Genomic DNA, 19,728 nt, shown 5'->3' on the forward strand with positions numbered 1-19,728 from the left:
TCCAGACGGTACAGTGATTGCCGTGAGCTCTGACACCCGTGATCGCATCCTCGACGCCCTGGAGACCCTGCTGCTCGAACGCGGCGCGGCCCAGATGACCCTCGACAACGTCGCCGCCGCGGCGGGCGTGTCGAAGGGCGGGCTCCTGTACCACTTCAAGAGCAAGGACGCCCTGCTCGTCGGCCTGGTCCAGCGACTCGGTGAGCGGGCCCGCTCCCAACTCGACGCCGCCAGAGCGAGCGGGAGCTCGATCGCCGAGTGGTACCTGCAGACGCCCGATCCCACCGCGCAGGACGACGCCGTCGAACTCGCCCTGTACCGCTCATTGCTGGCGACCATGCGCACGATCGACGCGTCGGCGGGCAGCGAACCCGACGAGGTACAGCGCGCGCTCGACGCGGTGATGGCGGCTTGGTCGGACAATCTCGAGACCGAGGTGGCCGACCCCGTCCGCGCCGACACCATCCGACTGGTGGGCGACGGGGTCTACCTGCGCGCCCTGCTCGGTCTGCCGCAGATCGAACCCGCGCGTTACCGCGCCGTCGTCGACAGCCTGCTCCAGAGTTGAGTGCACATATGTACACCGACCGGCGCTGTGGACAACAGCACGGTCGACAGGCCGGTGGACGGTCACAAAACTGGGTGCGACCAGTTGGTATAGCCACCTGACTGATGCAGTGACCTGCGCAACTCTGTGGCCGATACCGGGTTCACCGGTTTACAGTTCAGAAGTGATCAACCGCGATGGACCAGCGGGCGCGGCAAGATCAGCGCCATGGGGCTCGCCGCTGCTCGGGCCGGTCGACGAGGCATCGAAGATCCGTCGCGTTCGGGTGCAGTTGTTGCTCACCGTTCCGCTGCTCATCGCCAATCTGATCGGCATCGCCATGGTGGTGGTGCTCGCGGGCTTCGTCCTGCCAGGTCCCACCGTGTTCACTCGGCAACTCCTGCTGGTCAACAGCGTTTTCACGCCACTGTGCGCCGCGCTCGCGCTGGTGGGCGGCGCCGTGTGGGGCACCGTGGCCGGGGTGCGCTCGATGGGCTGGGCCACCGATCCCGAACACGTGCCGACGCCGGCCGAGCAACAGGTCACCGTGTCGGCGCCGCGCTGGATGGTGTTGCAGCAGGCCATCCTGTGGACGCTGACCCTGACCGTGCTCACCGTCGTCTACGGGGTGCTGGAGCCGGCGCTGATTCCCAAGGTCATCCTCTCGACCGGCGCCGCCGCGATCGTCGTGTGCGCCAACAGTTACCTGATCATCGAATTCGCGCTGCGTCCGGTGACCGCGCGCGTACTGGCCGCCGACCCGCACCGCCGCCGCGGCATCGGCGTGTTCGGCCGGACCATGCTGTCGTGGTTCGTCGGCGTCGGGGTGCCAGTGGCGCTGACGATGACGGTGGCGGTGTGGGCGCTGGCCGATCCCGCGGTGAGCAAGGCCAGGCTCGCGGTCTGCATGCTCAGCTTCGGCGGCTCGGCGCTGGTGTTCGGGTTGATCCTGATGGCCCAGGTCGTCGCGGCGACGGTGGCCCCGATCAAGGGGGTACGGCAGGCGCTGCGCCGCGTGGAGAACGGTGACCTCGACGCCGAGATCGCGCTCTACGACGGCACCGAACTGGGCGAACTGCAGAGCGGCTTCAACACGATGGTGCACGGGCTGCGCGAGCGGGCGATGATCGAGGACCTGTTCGGCAAGCACGTCGGCCACGATGTCGCGATGGCGGCGATCGCCTCCCAGCCGGTGCTCGGCGGCACCGAAACCGAGGCAGCGGCCCTGTTCATCGACATCATCGGCTCCACCACGATGGCGGCCACGCTGCCCGCGCCCGAGATCGTCGGCATTCTCAACCGGTTCTTCGACATCGTCGTCGACGAGGTGGAACGGCACGGCGGGCTGCTCAACAAGTTCGAGGGCGACGCGGCGCTGGCCGTGTTCGGCACTCCGGCTCCGCTCGACGACCTGGCGGGTGCGGCGCTGTCGTGCGGGCGTGCGATCCAGCGTCGATTGCGTGATGCTTCCGATCTCGACGCGGGTATCGGTGTCGCGGCGGGACGGGTGGTCGCGGGCAATGTCGGTACGCACAACCGGTACGAATTCACGGTGATCGGCGACGCGGTCAACGAGGCCGCTCGGCTGTGTGAGCTGTCCAAGCAGCACGACGAACGTCTGCTCACGTCGGCGACCACGCTCGCCGCCGCCGCCGACTCCGAATCCGCGCAGTGGATTCTCGGTGAGACGGTCACGCTCCGTGGGCGTTTGAAGCCCACGCAGGTTGCGCTGCCGAGGCTGTCCGAGCGGGCTGACGAGGGTGCCCCGGCGCAGTACGCATGACCGGGCGGTTCGGGTGGGATTGACTACACTCGGGCCTGTGCGTCCCGCCGTCGAAACGGTTGGCGCCGTCGGGGCGGGAGTCGATCCGGCACGGGCGCCCGCGCCGGTGCCGCCAACACCGCCGACGGTGCCGATCCGCCCCCTGCGTTTCCGCGAATTGCTCGATGAGCCGTTCGCCCTGATCCAGGCCCATCTTCGGACCTTCGCGGTGCTCGGCGGCAGTGCGCTGGTGCTGGCGGTGCTCGGCGTGCTGGGGGTCACCGGGCTGGTTTCCCACCTCACCGACGGTTCCGACGCGGGTACCGCGTGGGCCGCGATCCTGGCCACCGCGGCAGGTGTGTGGCTGGTACGCCTTGTTCTGCGCGGCGCGACCGTCGCGATCGCGCTCGCCGATTTCCACGGGGTGCGCTACGGCGTGCTCGACGGGTTGCGGGCCGCGGCCAGGCGAGCGACGCCGCTGGTGCTCGCGCAGATCATGTTCACGCTCACCGGAATCGGGGTGCTGCTGCTCGGCAGCATTCTGGTGATCACCTATCCGCTCGCGCTGATCTGGCTCTCGCATGTGCGGGCGCGACGGTTCGTCACCGAACCGGTGATCATGGCCGAACACGCGGGTTTCAGCAGGGGCGTTGCCCGTTCGAAGGAGCTCGTGCACGGTGCCGACTGGTCGACCGCGGGTCTGTGGCTCACCCAGCGGTGCATCTTCGCGGTCCTCGCGGTGCCCGCGTTCGGTATTCCGTTCTTCCTCTCCGACTTCTCCGGTACTCATCGCTGGGCCTTCATCACCCTGCTCGTCGGCGGGTTCGTACTGGTGGTGACCGTGAGCGAGATCGTCGAGGCGACCAGCCGCGTGCTCTGCTACATCAGTCGGCGGTGTGTGCGCGAAGGCATGGACATTCGCATTCCCGGTGATCGCCGGTGACCGAGTTTCCTGACGGTGTCCCACCGAAGCCTCGTCTCGGCGCCGCCGCCGAACACCGCGCCGCCGCCGAGAACGCCGCGGGCCGCCGCGATTACGACCGAGCACTGCGCGAACGCTTCCGCGCCGTCCTGCGCGGACTCGAACAGGACGGCAGCCTGCCGGTGCGCCGCTCGCGCACCGCGCAGGAGACCGCCGATGACGCGACCACGGCACTGCCGCTGGAGCAGTCCACCGAATTGCATCCGGCGGCGCGGAGTTTCGACGAGGTCGTCTACGGCGGACGCAGCGCGACCGAGGACGAGTACCGCCGCCTCGAATACGCCGATCGGTACTCCCAGTCCGCACCACCGCCCGTCCTCGATCCGCTCGAGGTCGAGGTTGTCGAGCGAGAACCCAAGCAGCGCAGGAAGCTTCCGCCGCTGCCCCCGATCTTGCGCAGCCCCCGCTTCTGGGCGGTGCTCGCGGCGGGACTCGCCATCGCCCTGCTGGTCTACGCCACCATGCAGTCGTGCGGCGCCCCCAACGCGCCCCACCCTCCCGATCTGCCCAACCCACCCGACCCGCCCGAGCCGCCCCCCGATGACAACGACCTCGATTTCGGCAGCGGCAAGGACTCGATCTTCACCCGCCTGCCCGGCTGGCTGGCGTTCGGCGGCTTGCAGTTCCTGCTCGCCTTCGCGGCGCTGATCTGGTGGCGGGCGCGCAGGCGTGGCGCGCTGGTCGGCGAGCCGCGCCCGGTCGAGGTCCCCGCGAACGAACTGCTCGCGGGGCAGGCGGGCCTGTATCGCCGCTCCGGCGACGTGGCCCATGTGGCCCATGTCCTGCGCGCGGCGACGCTGCGCCGGATCAAGCCGCGGCTGGGCGGCGAACTCACCGACGATCAACTCGTCGAAGCCGTGTCCAGCCGTCTCGGCGTACCCGGTCAGCAGATCGGCACTGTCCTGTTCGGCGATGTGCCGGACGAGACAACCCTCCATTACATTGCCGCACACCTCGAATGGATCGAGACGGAGCTCGGATGACAAATATTTCCAAGGACGCTGTGCTGCTCGAGACGCCGAGCGCGCAGGAGGCCGCGGCGGCACTGGCCGCGCTGCGCACCGAGATCGGCAAGGCGGTGGTCGGCAACGACCAGGCCGTGCTGTACCTCGTGCTCGCCCTGCTGTGCCGCGGCCACGTGCTGCTGGAAGGTGTTCCCGGCGTGGCGAAGACGCTGCTGGTGCGCGCGCTGGCCACCTCGCTGGCGCTCGAGCACGCACGCGTGCAGTTCACCCCGGACCTGATGCCGGGCGATGTCACCGGTTCCCAGATCTACGACCCGCATTCGGCCGAGTTCACCTTCCGCAAGGGTCCGGTCTTCACCAACCTGCTGCTGGCCGACGAGATCAACCGCACCCCACCGAAAACCCAGTCCTCGCTGCTGGAATCGATGGAGGAGCGCCAGGTTTCGGTGGACGGTCAGCCGCGGCCGCTGCCCGATCCGTTCGTGGTGGTCGCCACCCAGAACCCGATCGAGCAGGAGGGCACCTATCCGCTGCCAGAGGCACAGCTCGACCGGTTCCTGTTCAAGGTCGACATCCGGCTGCCCGACCGCGACGACGAGTTCCGCATCCTGCAACGCCACGCGAGCGGCTTCGATCCGCGCGACCTCGGCGCCGCCGGACTGCGCCCGGTCGCCGGACCCGAACACATCGCGGCCGCGCGCGCCGCGGTGGGCCAGGTGACCGTGAGTCCGGAGGTGCTGGCCTACATCGTCGATCTGTGCCGTGCCACCCGCTCCTCCCCCGCCGTCGCGCACGGCGCGTCCACCCGTGGCGCGACCGCGCTGCTGGCCGCCGCCCGCGCCTTCGCCTGGCTCAACGGCCGCGCGTACGTGACGCCCGACGACGTGAAAACCGTGGCGATGGCGGTACTTCGGCACCGTCTGCAGTTGCGGCCGGAGGCCGAGCTGGACGGGGTGAGCACCGAGGGCGTGCTCTCGTCGTTGCTGGTCTCGGTGCCGGTTCCGGTCTAGCGACGTGGTGGTCACAGGCCGGTTCGCGCTACTCGCCACGGTGGCGGCGGCGGTGGTGATGTTCGTGGTGCCGACGTGGGTCGGCGTGCTCGGCGCCTGCGCGGTGCTGGTGGCGCTGCTGCTGACCGATATCGCGCTCACCGCACGGGCGGACGCGCTGTCGCTGACCCGCGATCCGCTGACGGTGGTGCGGCTCGGTCGCGGCACCGAGGTGGAACTGGCGGTCACCAATACCGGCACGGCCACCGTGCGCGGCCTGCTGTGGGACGCCTGGCCCGACAGCGCGCGTGCCGACATCCGCGAACACCATCTGGATCTGGCCCCGCACACCCGAATCCGCTTGCGCACCAGCCTGACTCCCACCTATCGCGGTGATCGGGTCGCGGGCCCGGTGACGGTGCGACTGCTCGGGCCGCTGGGTCTGGCCGGACGGCAGAGCCGGGTCGACGTGCCTGCCAGGGTGCGCGCGCTGCCCGCGTTTCGCAGTGAGCGACTGCTGCGTTCGAAGGTGAAGCGGCTGCATCATCTCGAGGGGCGCAATGTCGCCAATACGCGCGGGCAGGGCACCGAGTTCGATTCGTTCCGCGAGTACGTGGCGGGCGATGATGTGCGCAGCATCGACTGGCGGGCCACCGCGCGCGCCAATGACGTGCTGGTGCGGACCTGGCGGCCGGAACGCAACCGGCACATGCTGATGGTCCTGGACACCGGGCGGGCCAGTGCGGGCCGGGTCGGTGAGGGAACGCGGCTCGACAGTGCGATCGAAGCGGCGCTGCTGCTCGGTGGTCTGGCGGCCGCCGCGGGCGACACGGTCGACCTGCTGGCCTACGACCGTCGAGTCCGCGCGGAAGTGAGTGGCGTGGGCGGCAATCAGCTGCCCTTGAAACTTATGCACACCCTCGCCGGTGTTACTCCACAGCTGGTGGACACCGACACCGACGGGCTGGTGCGCACCGTGATCTCGCGGGTTCGCCGGCGGGCATTGATCGTGTGGTTCACCAGTCTCGACGGGCCGACCGTCACCGAGCACCTGTTGCCCGCGCTGCCGACGCTCACGCGGCGTCACCGGGTGCTGATCGTCTCCGTGATCGATCCCGACATCGCCGCCGCGGCGGGTGACAGTTCGCAGGTCTACACGGCGGCCGCCGCCGAAACTGTGCTGGCCGAACGCGCGCTCGTGCAGGAATCGCTGCGGCGGCGCGGTGTGGCCGTGGTGGCCGCCGACCCCGATCGACTGCCCGAGGCGCTGGCCGACGAATACCTCGAGCTCAAGCAGTCCGGCTCGCTGTGATCGGAGGACATCGCGAATTGTGCACAACCGCACGTGGTTGTGGATAACCGCAGTTTCCACCGGTACTCACAGTTCATCCACCGACTCACCAACAGATTCATCCACAGGCGGGTTTGTGCACAGGTGGGTTCCCGCACAACCTGATTCGTGCACAGGCTGATTCATCCACAGGCTGTTGAGCTACACCCGTGAAAGCTGCTGTCGCCGAGCGAGAATCGCGCCGAGTACGTGATAGGGCGGGTAGCCGACGGGCACCGGGCAGCGCAGCGCAGCGCACATGGACTCGACGAGCTGTGTACCCAAATAGTGCTGTGTGGGCGGCGTCAGCGTGGGCAGCCTGGTCAGATACCGCCGTGCCGCCGCGGCCAGTTCGTCGGAGATCCCGCTCGGATCCAGCTGTGCCGACCAGCCGGTCAGCCACGGCGGGGCGACGGCCAGCGACGGCACCGGCATGGTCTGGCGAGTGTGCACAACTACCGTCCCGGCGAGCACGTCACCCACCCGCCTGCCCTCGCGCGAACACAGCGACGTGACAACGGCGACCGCGCCGAACGCACCGAGCATCCAGAAATCCACAATCGCGCCCGCGAGGCCGCGGGTGAGCGCGTGCCGGAAGTCGATCGGCCCGGCGTCGGCGCGCACGACGCGCAAGCCGAAGGCCAGCTTGCCCAGCGACCGGCCGCGCGAGACGGTTTCGCTGACCACCGGATAGGCGATCAGCACGGCCACCAGCGTGATGACCGCCGTCACCGAGAACCAGGCCGAGTCGGCATCGGTGGCCAACAGCACGAGCATCAAGACGTACTCCAGCGTCGCGGCGAGGGCGATCTGGAGCATCAGGTCGAGCAGAAAAGCGCCCGCACGGCTGGGGATGCGCGCGATGGGGAGGTCGAGCGCCACCGCTTCGCCGGTGGTGAATTCAGCCATGTGGCTAGCATTCCCGATATGGACACCGATGCCTACAGCTGGGCACGTCAACGGTCGTGGTATCGGCTCGATCAGCTGGTCCGCCAGCGCAAGCTGTCCGGCGCGGAGGCCGACGAGCTGGTCCGGTTGTACCGGTCCACCTCGCAGCAGCTGGCGAGATTGCAGGGCCATCATCCGGACCCGGAGCTCGTCGGCCGGCTGAGCGCGCTGCTGGCGCGGGCCCGCGGGCGGGTGCTGGCGGCGCGGTCGCAGCCGTGGCGCGAAGTCGGCCGGTTCTTCACCCGGCACTTTCCCGCGGCTGTGTACAGAGCCTGGCCGTGGTGGTTGGGGACAACTGCGATCTTCCTCGCCGTCGCGGGCGTGATCGCCGTGCTTGTGGATCGTTCGGCGGCGGCCCGCGATGCGCTGGGGATACCGGAGGGCGACCTGTCGGATGTCACTGGACCTGGGGGTTCGTTCGAGTCGTACTACTCCGCGCACCCCAACGAGGCCTTCGCCGCGAAGGTTTGGACACACAATTCGCTGGTGTCGGCGATCGCGTTGTTCACCGGTGTCCTGATCCTCCCGGCTGTGTACGCACTGTTCATGAATGCGCTGAATCTGGGGATAACCGGTGGATTGATGGCCGAGGCGGGGCGACTGGATTCGTTCTTCGGCTTCATCCTGCCGCACGGCACGCTGGAGCTCACCGCGCTGTTCGTCGCGGGCGGGGTGGGGTTGAAGCTGGGGTGGACGCTGGTCGACCCGGGACGGCGCAGCAGAGCGGCCGCGATGGCCAGGCAGGGGCGTGCGACCGCGACCGTGGCCCTCGGGCTGGTGTGCGTGCTGTTGGTGTGTGGCCTGCTCGAGGGTTTCGTGACGCCGAGTCCGCTGCCCGCGCCGGTACGGATCGCGCTGGGGTTCGCGGCCGAGGCGCTGTTCCTCTACTACGTCTTCGGGATCGGCAGGCGGGTGGCCGAGGAACAGGATGCCGCGGCGGTGGTGCCGGTCACGTCGGCGGATCCGGCCGATCGGTGGCTGATGGCGCCGGCGAAGGCCCTTGACCGGGCGTGAGTTCGCAACTGTGCGTGCATTTGTGAGGCCGACAACTCCGAGCACACCGCGCCGGGACAGCACCGGACAATCGGCAGCTACGGAAGATTAAGAGACGGTGACGAACTCCCCCATTTGAGTTCCGCTGGCCGCAGCGAGTCGGGCTCGAACTGCGGCCAGCGTTACCGTCAACTGTACACAATCGTTATGCCCACGCAACCCCCAACGCGCAGGTCCGAGGTAGGAATTGTGAACCTGTAATGCCCTGTGGACGCAGCGATTTTCACACCTTCAGCAAACTTCTGGCGTGACCCTCACCGCGCAGTCGGCGGCACCGAGAATTCACCCCGAGCAAACCTTCGATAACGAATCACGCAGCCCCGAGGGGTCCCGCGCGCGAATGTCGGGCAAGGTTGCTTCGGATCACACCGGGGCCCTGGCATAGCTGTCACCTGGGGTTTCGGCAACGGAATTACAGTTGCCGCCTACTTGAAACGTTAAAAGAAACCTCAGGTTTGTTAACTACGTTGCAAACGAGATGCGCGCCCAGCAATCACGGTGAAACACCGAATTCATCGCCTCTAACTGGACGAACGACTGGTTGCGAACTGTCCGCCGAACGGACAGAAATCGGCAGAAGAACATCCGGAATACAAGGTTGCACGGGCAGTGTGACCTTCGCCTCACCTGCGAGAATTGGGAGTAGCCTGCGGTGCGAGCGGGCATGTGAGCCCGCTGCGCCCCTCGGCAGGGCAGCAGCTATACCGGCAGGCCACGGTGGTCATCGGGCCGCGAAACAGGCGCGAGGTCGGGTTCAGCGCGCGAGACGGGCTCAGCCGATTCGGACGACCCCGGTGACGGTTCCCTGCCAGAGCGCGCCGCCCCGGGTGATGAGCGCGGCCATCTGCAGCGGGTCCTCGGCGACCGTGCCCGGCAGCGGAGTCGAGGTGCGTACGGCGCCGGTCGAGGGGTCGAGAACGACATAGTCGAATCCGTCGAGGGGGGTTGTCGCGTCGGGTCCGACACGCCGCAGGGTGTGGATGCCGCCGTCGGCGAGCGACAGCCGCGGAACGGCCGCGCTGCGTACCCGGCTGTCCCACACCGGGACACAGCCCTCGGCGGTGAGGTCGACCCGGCTCAGACCACCGCCGAACGGCGCACTCGCCGGAACGGCCGGGCCCGCGCCCTCGGGAACGGTGGGATACGGGTAGCCGTAGGTACTCGCGACAAAGATCGACGCACCGACCCCGATCGGCGAATTCTCGCTGCCGCCGACGGGCACCGGGAGGGAGCAGACCTGCTCACCCGAACCGGAACGCACCACGACGAGACGCACCAGGTCGTCGGCATTGTCGACGATGGCGAGATATTCGTCGCCGCGCACCGGCCCGAAGTACGTCGGCGTGGAGCCGGTGCCCCAGCTGAGCTGACCCGGCTTCCGCGCTGATCCACGATCGTAGGCGGCTCGCCAAAGAATCTCGGGTTCACCGGCTTTCGCGCGCAGCTCGTACAGCGCGTGCGTACTCGCCACGGCGACACCGCCATTGGGGGCGGACGAGATGCTGTTGGCCACCAGTTCCCCGGACGGCAGTGCCACCGTCCCGATTCGCCCATCGCGTCCGACGAGGCCGACAACCCCGTGTCCCGTCGCGAACCAGACATTGCCCGACCAATCGGGAACCAGTCCGGTCACATTGTCGCCCTGCGGAATCGCGCCGCTCAGGTCCGCCTGCACCGTGGCGGTCAACCGCCACGCACCGTCGTCACCGCGAACGTGGGCGACCCGCAACAGCCGTCGCCCACCGTCGACGACCACCAGCCGATCCTCGTTGTCGAGATAGGCGTACACGCCGCCGAGCAAGCTCCCCTTGGTCAACGGCAACGAAGCCAGCGCACCACCGACCGGCCCCGACGCGGCCGAGTCGAACAGGAACACCGTCGGCGTCTGCCCCGCGATGGCGGTGCACAAGCCGACCACCAAGCCATCCGCGCCTTCGAGCAGCGTCGGGCACGCCGCTCCGAGCGGATACACCGTGACACCGGCTCCGGGCGCGGGCCCGGCCAGCGGCGTCACATCCGAGGAGCCCGCGTCCCCGTGCATCGTCGCCGTCCCGAGGGGGCCCAGGAAGGGATTGGCCGCGAGCGGTCCGGTCACCGGCGGCGCGGCCGACGCCGGACCCGACCAGGCGCATGCCGAGACGAGGGTCAGGACGGCGGCACGGGCGAGGCGGCGGCGGGTTACAGACGGCACGATGTGTATCGAACCCGAATTCCGGGCCGGGGAGAAGTGTTCGGATCACCCTGCGGGACCGGCGGCGAGAAAATGCCGCCTACGATGGCGAAATGACCGGGGTCAAAGATCGCCTGCTCACGACAATCGCCGGGCAGCTCGGCAATCCGCACGGTGTGCTCGGCAAGGGTGTGGCGTTCGTCCTCAATCGCGGAAACAAGCGTGCCATCGCGGCGGCGGTCGATGCCGCGGCGCCGACCACCGGGGCGACGGTCGCCGATATCGGCTTCGGTGGCGGGGTGGGACTGGAGTTGCTGCTGGCCCGGGTCGGCGCCGAGGGCGCGGTGCACGGCATCGAGCCCTCCCCCGACATGCGCGCCCGCGCCCGTGGCCGTTTCGCGGTGGAGGTCGCGGAAGGTCGCCTCGTCCTCGCCGACGGCACTCTCACCGCGCTCCCACTGCCCGACGCGAGCCTGCACGCGGCGATCACCGTCAACACCATCTACTTCCTCGCCGACCTGCCGGCCGCCTGCACCGAACTCGCCCGTGTCCTTCGCCCCGGCGGCGCCGCGGTGATCGGCATCGGCGATCCCGAAGCCATGGCGAAAATGCCCTTCACTCCTTATGGATTCACCTTGCGTCCGGTTGCCGATGTGGTGGCGGCGCTGAGCTCCGCGGGACTGACGGTGGAGCAGCGCACCGTGCCGAATCCGCCGATCCCCCATCACCTGCTGATCGCCCGCAAGGACTGACCCAGCCCTTGACCGACCGGTCGGTCATGGCTACCGTCAGTCCATGACACCGATCACCGTCACCACGCGGTACGGCGCGATCGCGGTCCACCTGAGCGGATGCTCGCCCGACGACGCACCGGGACTGCTCCTGCTGCACGCGAATCCGGGTGACCATCGCGACTTCGATCAGATCGTCCCCGTGCTGGGCAAGACATGGGCCGTCGCGGCAGTGGACTGGCCGGGCTACGGCGCGTCCACGGCCGTCGACCCGAACACCATCACCGTCGACGCACTCGGCGACATCGCCGTGCAGGTGTCGAAGTCGTTGGCGCAGCGTGGTTTCGGTTCGCTCACCGTGATCGGCAACAGTGTCGGCGGCTACGCCGCGGTGCGGCTGGCCGAGCGCGCACCGGACCTGGTGCGCGGGCTGGTCCTGGTGCAGTCGGCAGGCTTCGCACCGCTGAATCGGTTGACCAGAGCCATGTTCCAGCTGATCGCCCGCCCCTCGATCGCCCGGTGGTTCGTCGTCCCGCACGCGCGGCTGTATCTGGGCTCGCTGCGCAACGAGGGTGTTCGCCCCCTCTTCGAGCGGGCCCGCGAGGTATCCGGAGATCCGATCCGGCTCGCCGTGTACCGCAGTCTCTGGCGGAGCCTGGACGACCCGCGCGTCGACCTGCCCGCCGCGGCGCCCCTGCTGCCCGGCCTCCCCGTCCAGGTCGTCTGGGGCCGCGACGACCCCACCAATCCCTGGCTGGTGAACCGGCGCGGCATTACCCGCGCCCTGCCCGACGCGCGGGTCGTCGTACTGCCCACCCGGCACGAACCGTTCGCACAGGCGCCCGGGTTGTTCCTCGACGCCGTGCGCGAGTTCCTCGCCACCCGTGCTGGAATGCGGCAATGAGATCCGCCGAACCCGGGCGCCGCGCCCTCCTGAACGCGGGCAGGCAGCTACTGGCCACCGAGAATCTGAGCAAGCTCTCGGTCAACGCGATCGCGGCCGAGGCCAAGATGGCCAAGGGCAGCTTCTACCAGCACTGGCCGAGCCGAGAGTCCTACATACTCGCCCTGCACCGTGCCTTCCACGACGATCTCGACGATCAGGTCAGCGCGGCGACCGCCGACCTTCCGCCCGGTGAAGAACGGCTCGCGGCCGGGATCGCCGCCTACCTCGACGGTTGTCTGGCCGCCTCCGCGACGAAGGGCCTCTTGGTACAGGCCAGAACCGACGCGGGCCTGGCCACCGAGGTGAGCGCCCGCAATTCCGCCGCCGCCGGCCTGCTGGCCACGAACCTCACGGCGATGGGCTGGTCCGACGCGGCGCCGGTCGCGGTCCTGTTGGTAGCCGCGATCGCCGAGACCGCCCTGCTCGAGCTGGACTCACAGTCGCCCCGGCCGGATCTGCGCGCGGCCCTGCTTCGCATCGCCCGTCACTGACCCCGGAAACGACCGAAGGCCCGATCCAGAAGGATCGAGCCTTTAGTCTTGTGGGCGAAGGGGGACTTGAACCCCCACGTCCTTACGGACACTGGCACCTGAAGCCAGCGCGTCTGCCATTCCGCCACTCGCCCGAGCGACTGGAAAAATCTAACATGCCCCGCGGGCGAAAATAAAATCGATTCCCTGACCTGCGCTGATGCCGCTTGAAAGGACAGGGGAACTGGGTCGCGCCGCCGGGAGTTACCCAGGTAGAGGATCGTGGATATCATGCAAGGAACGTGGTCGGGTCCGGACACGCCGTAACCAGCGTGTCGAGGAGGGCGGACACGCGCACCGAAGGGAGGGCTGTGATGGGCATCGTGTCGAGATTCGAACGTCGCTTGCAGGGCGCTGTCGGTGACGTGTTCGCGAGAGTGTTCGGCGGCAGCGTGGTTCCCCAGGAGGTGGAGGCCGCGCTGCAGCAGGAAGCCGCAGATCAGATCCAGGATCTGGAGGGCGGGCACCGACTCGCGCCGAACAGTTACGTGATCACGATCAACGAAACCGATCACGGCAAGCTCGACGCCGATCACGACCTGACGACCAAAGCGTTCGCCAAACATCTGCAGGATTACATCCGCGAGCAGGGCTGGCAGACCTACGGCGAAGTACACGTGGCGTTCGAGGCATCACCTACGCTGCACACCGGAATGTTCAGAGCGAGCGGCCGCGTCGACCCCGACGCCGGTCGTGGGACGGCCCCACCTCGCCCCGGACCGCCACAACGACCCGCACACCCGCAACCAGGAGCTGGCCCCATGACGCATAACTCAGGCTACGAGCCAAGCCGAGAGCCCGCGGAGTCCGATCCACGCAACCGCGGGTACGCACCGCCGCCCGCCGGCGCACCAGGGGCTTCCTACCCGGCTGACGATTACGGCCGCGGTGGCGGCTACGGCGCGCCCGAGGCGCAGCCCGGATACGGCGACGCGTACGGCCAGCAGGGTGGCGAATACCAGAACGGCTACGACCCCGCCGCACCCGCACAGCAGGGCTACGGCCAGCAGGGTGGCTACGGCGCCGCGCCCGCGTACGGCGAGCCCGGTTACGACCAGCAGGGCGGGTACGGCCAGCAGGCCTACAGCCAGCAGGGCGGCTACGGCGCGCAGGGCGGCCAGGCCGGTTACGCCGAGCCCGGCTACGACCAGCAGGGTGGCTACGGCCAGCAGGGCTACGCCGAACCCCAGCAGCAGGGCTACGGCCAGCAGGGTGGGTACGGCCAGCAGGGCTACGCCGACCCGGGCTACGACCAGCAGGGTGGCTACGGCCAGCAGGGCTACGCCGAACCCCAGCAGCAGGGCTACGGCCAGCAGGGATACGGTGCGCAGCCCGGTTACGCCGAGCCCGCCTACGGCCAGGAGGAGCAGGGCGGCTACGCCCAGCCCGCCGCCGGTTACGGCCAGCAGGGCTACGGCCAGCCGCAGGGCGCGGGCTACGGCGCCGCCCAGTCGAGCTACTCGGCCACGCTCCAGCTCGACGACGGCAGCGGCCGCACCTACGCGCTGCGCGAGGGTTCCAACATCATCGGCCGCGGCCAGGACGCCCACTTCCGGCTACCCGACACGGGTGTGTCGCGTCGTCATATCGAGGTGCGCTGGGACGGCCAGACGGCCATGCTCTCCGACCTGGGTTCCACCAACGGAACCCTCGTCAACGGTTCCCCCGTGCAGGATTGGCAGCTCGCCGATGGCGACGTGATCCGGGCCGGACATTCCGAGATCCTGATCCGGATCGTCTGATCCCGTAAGCTGCGCGGTGCACGTCACGAGTCGACGCGGTCGGCTCTATGATGCTGCCATTACACGCACGGTCCCGACCTCGGGGCCCGCAAGCCAGCACGCTGGTGGGGGTGGTTCGCCCCGCACCTGCCGTACCGACGTACCCGGGCGAACAGGAGGTGGAACGCCGTGCAGGGATTGATCCTGCAATTGACCCGCGCGGGGTTCCTGCTGCTGCTCTGGTTGTTCGTCTGGGCCGTTCTGCGGACCTTGCGCAGCGATATCTACGCGGCATCCGGCATACGGATACAGCCGAGGGCAACCCGCGGAAATCGGGGATCCATCGGTCTGCCCTCCTTCAGCCGAAGCCAGAAGGGCGCCAAGTATCTAGTGGTGACTCATGGTTCACTCGCCGGCACTCGAATCACCCTCGGCACGCAACCGGTTCTCATCGGACGCGCCGACGATTCCACGCTGGTACTCACCGACGACTACGCCTCGACCAGGCACGCGCGACTGTCTCAGCGTGGTGACGACTGGTACGTGGAAGACCTCGGTTCCACCAACGGCACATATCTCGACCGCGCGAAAGTCACCACCGCCGTCCGTGTTCCGCTCGGCACTCCTGTGCGAGTCGGCAAAACAGTGATCGAGCTGCGATCGTGACACTTGTTCTGCGCTACACCGCGCGAAGCGACCGCGGACTCGTCCGGGGCAACAACGAAGATTCGGTCTACGCGGGCGCACGCCTGCTAGCGCTGGCCGACGGCATGGGTGGCCATGCCGCCGGAGAAGTGGCCTCCCAGTTGATGATCGCCGCGTTGGCGCATCTCGACGACGACGAGCCGGGCGACGACATCCTCGGCAAGCTCGACCACGCCACGCATTCCGGCAACGCCGCCATCGCCGACCACGTCGAGGCCGAACCCGAACTCGACGGCATGGGTACCACGCTCACCGCCATCCTGTTCGCGGGCCGCAAACTCGGCCTGGTCCACATCGGCGACTCGCGTGCCTACATGCTGCGCGACGGCGAACTCGCCCAGATCACCCGCGACGACACGTTCGTGCAGTCGCTGGTCGACGAGGGCCGGATCACCGCCGAGCAGGCGCACACCCATCCCCAGCGTTCGCTGATCATGCGTGCCCTCACCGGCAACGAGATCGAGCCGACGCTGATCATGCGCGAGGCCCGCGCCGGTGATCGTTATCTGCTGTGCTCCGACGGACTTTCGGACGTGGTGAGTGACGAGACCATCGGCAACACCATGCGCGAGGGCAACACCGACGAGTGCGCCGACCGGCTCATCGAACTGGCGCTGCGCAGTGGTGGTCCCGACAATGTGACCGTCGTCGTCGCCGATGTGATCGACCTCGACTACGGGCAGAGCCACCCGATTCTCGCGGGCGCCGCCTCCACCGAGGAGGAGGAGGACTCCCCGCCGCCGAACACCGCCGCAGGGCGTGCCGCCGCCATGCGTCCGCCGCGGGCGCAACCGCGCCGGGCCGCCGCCGCACCGCCGCCGCCGGAGACGAAGTCGCACAAGCTGCGCTGGCTGCTGCTGTCGCTGGCGTTGATCGCCGCGGTCGCCGTCGGACTCGTGGTGGGCTACAAGATGATTCGCAGCAACTACTACGTGGGCGCCGACAACGACAAGGTGGTCGTGATGCGCGGCCTGCCCGGTTCGATCCTCGGCTACTCGATCCACGATGTGGAGCTGACGGGCTGTGTGAACAGCAAGAGCGAACTCACGCTCGTCGAGGTGGGCAAGTCCGCGCCGAGTGGGTGCAAGCCGCTGATGGTCAGTGATCTGAAGCAGACCGGGCGCGACCAGGTACAGAAGGGCCTGCCGCCGGATTCGCTGGACAAGGCGCGCGGCAGCATGAAGGTGCTGGCGCAGAACGAGCTCCTGCCGCCGTGCCCGAAGAAGGAATCGGTGCCGCAGCCCGGCGTGCTGCCGCCCGAGCAGACCCCGGTGATCCCCGGTGGCGCACCGACTCCCGGTCCCGACCAGCCCGCGACTCCGACCACGACCACGCCTGCCCCGACCACCACCGTCCCCCCGACAACCCCGCAGATCTCAGGGGAGAACTGCCGGGTGACGGACTGATGTCCGCACCGCCACCGCCGTCGGCTGGGGCGTTCCCCAGTCCCCCTGGTGGATTCGCGCCGGCGCCGCCGCCGTCGACGCGACGCAACCAGGAGTTGCTGTTGCTGGCGGGCGCGGCGGGCATCACGACGGTGTCGTTGTTCATCGTCGAGGCGAGCCAGGAACAGTCGATCACCACCGACATCGCCAAGTACGGGGTGGCGTTCCTTGCGCTGTTCGGCATCGCCCATCTCGCGGTGCGCCGGTTCGCGCCGTTCGCCGACCCGCTCCTACTACCGATTGTGGCGCTGCTCAACGGATTGGGGCTGGTGCTGATCCATCGGCTCGATCTCGCCGAAGCGCAGAAGGCGGCGTACGACGCGACATCGGTCCCCTCCCCCGACGCCAACCAGCAGATCATGTGGACCGGCCTCGGCATCGTGGTGTTCATCAGCCTGCTCATCGTCTTGCGGGACTACCGCACGCTGGCGCGCTACACCTACACACTAGGCCTGGTAGGCCTGGTCGCGCTGGCGATTCCGGCACTGTTGCCGAGCCGGTTCTCCGAAGTGAACGGCGCCAAGATCTGGATCCGGCTGCCCGGATTCAGCATGCAGCCGGGCGAATTCGCGAAGATCCTGCTGATCATCTTCTTCGCGGGCGTGCTGGTGGCCAAGCGTGACCTGTTCACCGCGGCGGGCAAGCACTTCCTCGGCATGGAATGGCCCCGACCACGCGATATGGGCCCGGTCCTGATCGTGTGGATCGTCTGCATCGGCGTGCTCGTGCTCGAAAAGGACCTCGGCACTTCGCTGCTCATCTTCGGCACGGTGCTGGTGATGATCTACATCGCCACCGAGCGGGTGGGCTGGCTGGTCATCGGCGGCGGGCTGCTCGGGCTCGGTTTCGTGTTCGCCTATCAGTTGTTCGGGCATGTGCGCGTGCGCGTGGACACCTGGCTGCACCCGTTCGACGACTACCACAACACCGGCTACCAGATCTCGCAGTCGATGTTCGGTTTCGCCACGGGCGGGCTCGCGGGCACCGGCCTCGGCAGCGGACGTCCCCAGCAGGTGCCCTTCGCCAAGACCGACTTCATCGTCACCACCATCGGCGAGGAACTGGGCCTGATCGGGCTCACCGCGGTGCTGATGCTGTTCCTGATCTTCATCGTCCGAGGGCTGCGCACCGCGCTGGCCGTGCGTGACAGCTTCGGCAAGCTGCTCGCGGCCGGCCTGTCGTTCACCATCGCGATCCAGATCTTCGTGGTCGTCGGCGGTGTCACCAAACTGATTCCACTCACCGGTCTGACCACGCCGTTCATCTCCTACGGCGGTTCGTCGCTGCTGGCGAACTACGCGCTGCTCGGGCTGTTGATCAAGATCTCCGATGCGGCCCGCGCACCGGCACCGACCCGTAAGCGCGCGCCCGCCCCGATCGCGGACGCGGCCACGGAACTGGTCCGCAGGCCGGAAAGCAGGGTGAGCGAATGAACACGCCTCTGCGTCGCGTCGCCGTCGCCGTGATGGTGATGGTGGTGGCGTTGCTCGTGAACGCGACCTATCTGCAGGTGGTCAAGGCCGACGATCTGCGTAGCGATCCGCGCAACTCGCGGGTGCTGCTCGACGAGTACTCGCGCCAGCGCGGTCAGATCTCCGCGGGCGGCACCGTGCTCGCCGGCTCCGTCGCGACCGACGACCGGTACAAGTACCTGCGCGAATACCCCTCCGACCCCTCGGCGTACGCGCCGGTCACCGGCTTCTACTCGATGCAGTACGGCAAGACCGGGCTCGAGTTGGCCGCGGACCCGCTGCTCTCGGGCAACGACTCGAGCCTGTTCGGCCGTCGGCTCATCGACATGTTCTCCGGGCGCGATCCGCGCGGCGCGAACGTGCTCACCACGCTGAACCCGATGATGCAGCAGGTCGCCTACGAACAGATGACGTCGAAGGGCTACACCGGTGCCGTCGTGGCGATCGAGCCGAGCACCGGCAAGATCTTGACCATGGTCTCCACGCCCAGTTACGACCCCAACGAGCTGTCGGGCCACGACGGCGCGGCGGGACGCGCGGCCTGGGAACGCCTGAGCACCGATCCGAGTCAGCCGATGCTCAATCGCGCCGTCTCGCAGACCTATCCGCCGGGATCGACGTTCAAGACCGTCGTCACCGCGGCCGCGCTGTCCAACGGTGTCGCCGGTCCGAACGACCAGTTCACGGCCGCGCCCAACATCACCCTGCCCGGGACCAGCACCACACTGGAGAACTACAACGGCAGCACCTGCGGCGACCAGCCGACGGCCAGCCTCTACGACGCGTTCCGGCGTTCGTGCAACACCGCGTTCGTCGAACTCGGCGTGAAGGTCGGCGCGGCCAAGCTCAAGGATGAGGCCGCCGCGTTCGGCATCGGCGTCGAGGATCCGCCCGGCGTACCGATCCCGGTCGCCGAATCGACCGTCGGCCCGATCCCGGACAACGCCGCGCTCGGCCAGTCGAGCATCGGTCAGCGCGATGTGTCGGTGACGCCGCTCAATGTCGCGGTGATCGCCGCGACCATCGCCAACGGCGGCACCAGAATGCAGCCGTACCTGGTCGATCAGACCCAAGCGCCCGATCTGTCGGAACTCAGCAAGACCAAGCCGGTCAGCATCGGGCAGGCGGTGAGCCCCCAGGTAGCGTCGACCCTGACGGATCTGATGGTCGCCTCGGAGGCCAATACCGCGGGCGGTGGACGGTCGCCGTACCAGATCGCGTCCAAGACCGGAACCGCCGAACACGGCAGTAATCCCCGTAACACCCCGCCACACGCCTGGTATATGGCCTTCGCGCCCGCGCAGAACCCGAAGATCGCCATCGCGGTGATCGTCGAGAACGGCGGCGATCGGGCGCTGGCGGCCACCGGAGGTTCGGTAGCCGCGCCGATCGCCAGGTCGGTACTGGACGCGGGCCTGGCAGGCGGCTGAAC

General features: G+C 68.4%; 17 protein-coding genes and 1 tRNA gene. 15 read left to right on the plus strand and 3 right to left on the minus strand.

Annotated features, from left to right (window positions below):
- The first annotated feature begins 22 nt into the window (after positions 1 to 22).
- The 6 genes from ACFVJ5_RS20495 (at position 23) to ACFVJ5_RS20520 (ending at position 6,557) form a co-directional block, all read left to right on the plus strand.
- A complete protein-coding gene (locus tag ACFVJ5_RS20495) occupies positions 23 to 568 on the plus strand; it encodes a TetR/AcrR family transcriptional regulator (protein ID WP_379222193.1) in 546 nt (181 codons plus the stop codon).
- 163 nt (positions 569 to 731) lie between these two features.
- Positions 732 to 2,330: an adenylate/guanylate cyclase domain-containing protein gene (locus ACFVJ5_RS20500; RefSeq protein ID WP_379222195.1), complete on the plus strand. Its 1,599-nt coding sequence runs from the start codon at positions 732 to 734 to the stop codon at positions 2,328 to 2,330.
- Between the two features lie 37 nt (positions 2,331 to 2,367).
- Positions 2,368 to 3,252, plus strand: coding sequence for a hypothetical protein (locus tag ACFVJ5_RS20505; RefSeq protein ID WP_379222197.1), 885 nt, complete (start codon positions 2,368 to 2,370; stop codon positions 3,250 to 3,252).
- Positions 3,249 to 4,274 carry a DUF4129 domain-containing protein gene (locus tag ACFVJ5_RS20510; RefSeq protein WP_379222199.1) on the plus strand — a complete coding sequence of 342 codons (1,026 nt, stop codon included), beginning with the start codon at positions 3,249 to 3,251 and terminating at the stop codon, positions 4,272 to 4,274. Before ACFVJ5_RS20505 ends, ACFVJ5_RS20510 begins: the two co-directional genes overlap by 4 nt.
- On the plus strand, positions 4,271 to 5,266 hold the full coding sequence (locus ACFVJ5_RS20515) for an AAA family ATPase (protein ID WP_378634537.1): 996 nt from the start codon (positions 4,271 to 4,273) through the stop codon (positions 5,264 to 5,266). The genes ACFVJ5_RS20510 and ACFVJ5_RS20515 overlap by 4 nt, the downstream gene beginning before the upstream one ends.
- 4 nt (positions 5,267 to 5,270) lie before the next feature.
- Positions 5,271 to 6,557, plus strand: coding sequence for a DUF58 domain-containing protein (locus tag ACFVJ5_RS20520; RefSeq protein WP_379222201.1), 1,287 nt, complete (start codon positions 5,271 to 5,273; stop codon positions 6,555 to 6,557).
- A gap of 180 nt (positions 6,558 to 6,737) precedes the next feature.
- Here the strand turns inward: ACFVJ5_RS20520 and ACFVJ5_RS20525 are convergent, their stop codons facing one another.
- Positions 6,738 to 7,484 (minus strand): RDD family protein, encoded by a 747-nt coding sequence (locus ACFVJ5_RS20525; RefSeq protein ID WP_379222203.1) that lies wholly within the window; start codon positions 7,482 to 7,484, stop codon positions 6,738 to 6,740.
- 18 nt (positions 7,485 to 7,502) lie between these two features.
- Between ACFVJ5_RS20525 and ACFVJ5_RS20530 the strand changes: the two genes are divergently transcribed.
- Positions 7,503 to 8,537 carry a stage II sporulation protein M gene (locus tag ACFVJ5_RS20530; RefSeq protein WP_379222204.1) on the plus strand — a complete coding sequence of 345 codons (1,035 nt, stop codon included), beginning with the start codon at positions 7,503 to 7,505 and terminating at the stop codon, positions 8,535 to 8,537.
- Positions 8,538 to 9,348: 811 nt separating this feature from the next.
- On the opposite strand, the gene ACFVJ5_RS20535 is transcribed toward ACFVJ5_RS20530, so the two are convergent.
- Positions 9,349 to 10,767: a hypothetical protein gene (locus ACFVJ5_RS20535; RefSeq protein WP_379222206.1), complete on the minus strand. Its 1,419-nt coding sequence runs from the start codon at positions 10,765 to 10,767 to the stop codon at positions 9,349 to 9,351.
- Positions 10,768 to 10,859: 92 nt separating this feature from the next.
- On the opposite strand from ACFVJ5_RS20535, the gene ACFVJ5_RS20540 reads away from it, so the two are divergent.
- The 3 genes from ACFVJ5_RS20540 to ACFVJ5_RS20550 are packed head-to-tail and all read left to right on the plus strand — an operon-like array spanning position 10,860 to position 12,914.
- Complete coding sequence (locus ACFVJ5_RS20540; protein WP_379222208.1) at positions 10,860 to 11,498, plus strand: class I SAM-dependent methyltransferase; 639 nt, start codon at positions 10,860 to 10,862, stop codon at positions 11,496 to 11,498.
- A 43-nt stretch (positions 11,499 to 11,541) separates the two neighbouring features.
- A complete protein-coding gene (locus tag ACFVJ5_RS20545; protein ID WP_379222210.1) occupies positions 11,542 to 12,381 on the plus strand; it encodes an alpha/beta fold hydrolase in 840 nt (279 codons plus the stop codon).
- Positions 12,378 to 12,914, plus strand: coding sequence for a TetR/AcrR family transcriptional regulator (locus ACFVJ5_RS20550; protein ID WP_379222212.1), 537 nt, complete (start codon positions 12,378 to 12,380; stop codon positions 12,912 to 12,914). Before ACFVJ5_RS20545 ends, ACFVJ5_RS20550 begins: the two co-directional genes overlap by 4 nt.
- A gap of 51 nt (positions 12,915 to 12,965) precedes the next feature.
- On the opposite strand, the gene ACFVJ5_RS20555 is transcribed toward ACFVJ5_RS20550, so the two are convergent.
- Positions 12,966 to 13,048 (minus strand) — tRNA-Leu (locus ACFVJ5_RS20555).
- Between the two features lie 219 nt (positions 13,049 to 13,267).
- Here ACFVJ5_RS20555 and ACFVJ5_RS20560 point away from each other — a divergent pair.
- The 5 genes from ACFVJ5_RS20560 to ACFVJ5_RS20580 all read left to right on the plus strand — a co-directional run bounded on the left by ACFVJ5_RS20560 (position 13,268) and on the right by ACFVJ5_RS20580 (position 19,726).
- Positions 13,268 to 14,695, plus strand: coding sequence for a DUF3662 and FHA domain-containing protein (locus ACFVJ5_RS20560; protein WP_378634555.1), 1,428 nt, complete (start codon positions 13,268 to 13,270; stop codon positions 14,693 to 14,695).
- A 168-nt stretch (positions 14,696 to 14,863) separates the two neighbouring features.
- Positions 14,864 to 15,340: an FHA domain-containing protein gene (locus tag ACFVJ5_RS20565; RefSeq protein WP_062992366.1), complete on the plus strand. Its 477-nt coding sequence runs from the start codon at positions 14,864 to 14,866 to the stop codon at positions 15,338 to 15,340.
- Positions 15,337 to 16,785, plus strand: a complete 1,449-nt coding sequence (locus ACFVJ5_RS20570) for a PP2C family protein-serine/threonine phosphatase (RefSeq protein ID WP_379222214.1) — start codon at positions 15,337 to 15,339, stop codon at positions 16,783 to 16,785. Before ACFVJ5_RS20565 ends, ACFVJ5_RS20570 begins: the two co-directional genes overlap by 4 nt.
- Positions 16,785 to 18,257, plus strand: a complete 1,473-nt coding sequence (locus tag ACFVJ5_RS20575) for an FtsW/RodA/SpoVE family cell cycle protein (RefSeq protein WP_379222216.1) — start codon at positions 16,785 to 16,787, stop codon at positions 18,255 to 18,257. The genes ACFVJ5_RS20570 and ACFVJ5_RS20575 overlap by 1 nt, the downstream gene beginning before the upstream one ends.
- Positions 18,254 to 19,726 (plus strand): peptidoglycan D,D-transpeptidase FtsI family protein, encoded by a 1,473-nt coding sequence (locus ACFVJ5_RS20580; protein WP_379222218.1) that lies wholly within the window; start codon positions 18,254 to 18,256, stop codon positions 19,724 to 19,726. Before ACFVJ5_RS20575 ends, ACFVJ5_RS20580 begins: the two co-directional genes overlap by 4 nt.
- Positions 19,727 to 19,728 lie beyond the last annotated feature (2 nt).

Origin of the sequence: Nocardia sp. NPDC127606 (genome assembly GCF_042671725.1) — a bacterium.
In the GTDB taxonomy this organism is placed as follows: domain Bacteria; phylum Actinomycetota; class Actinomycetes; order Mycobacteriales; family Mycobacteriaceae; genus Nocardia.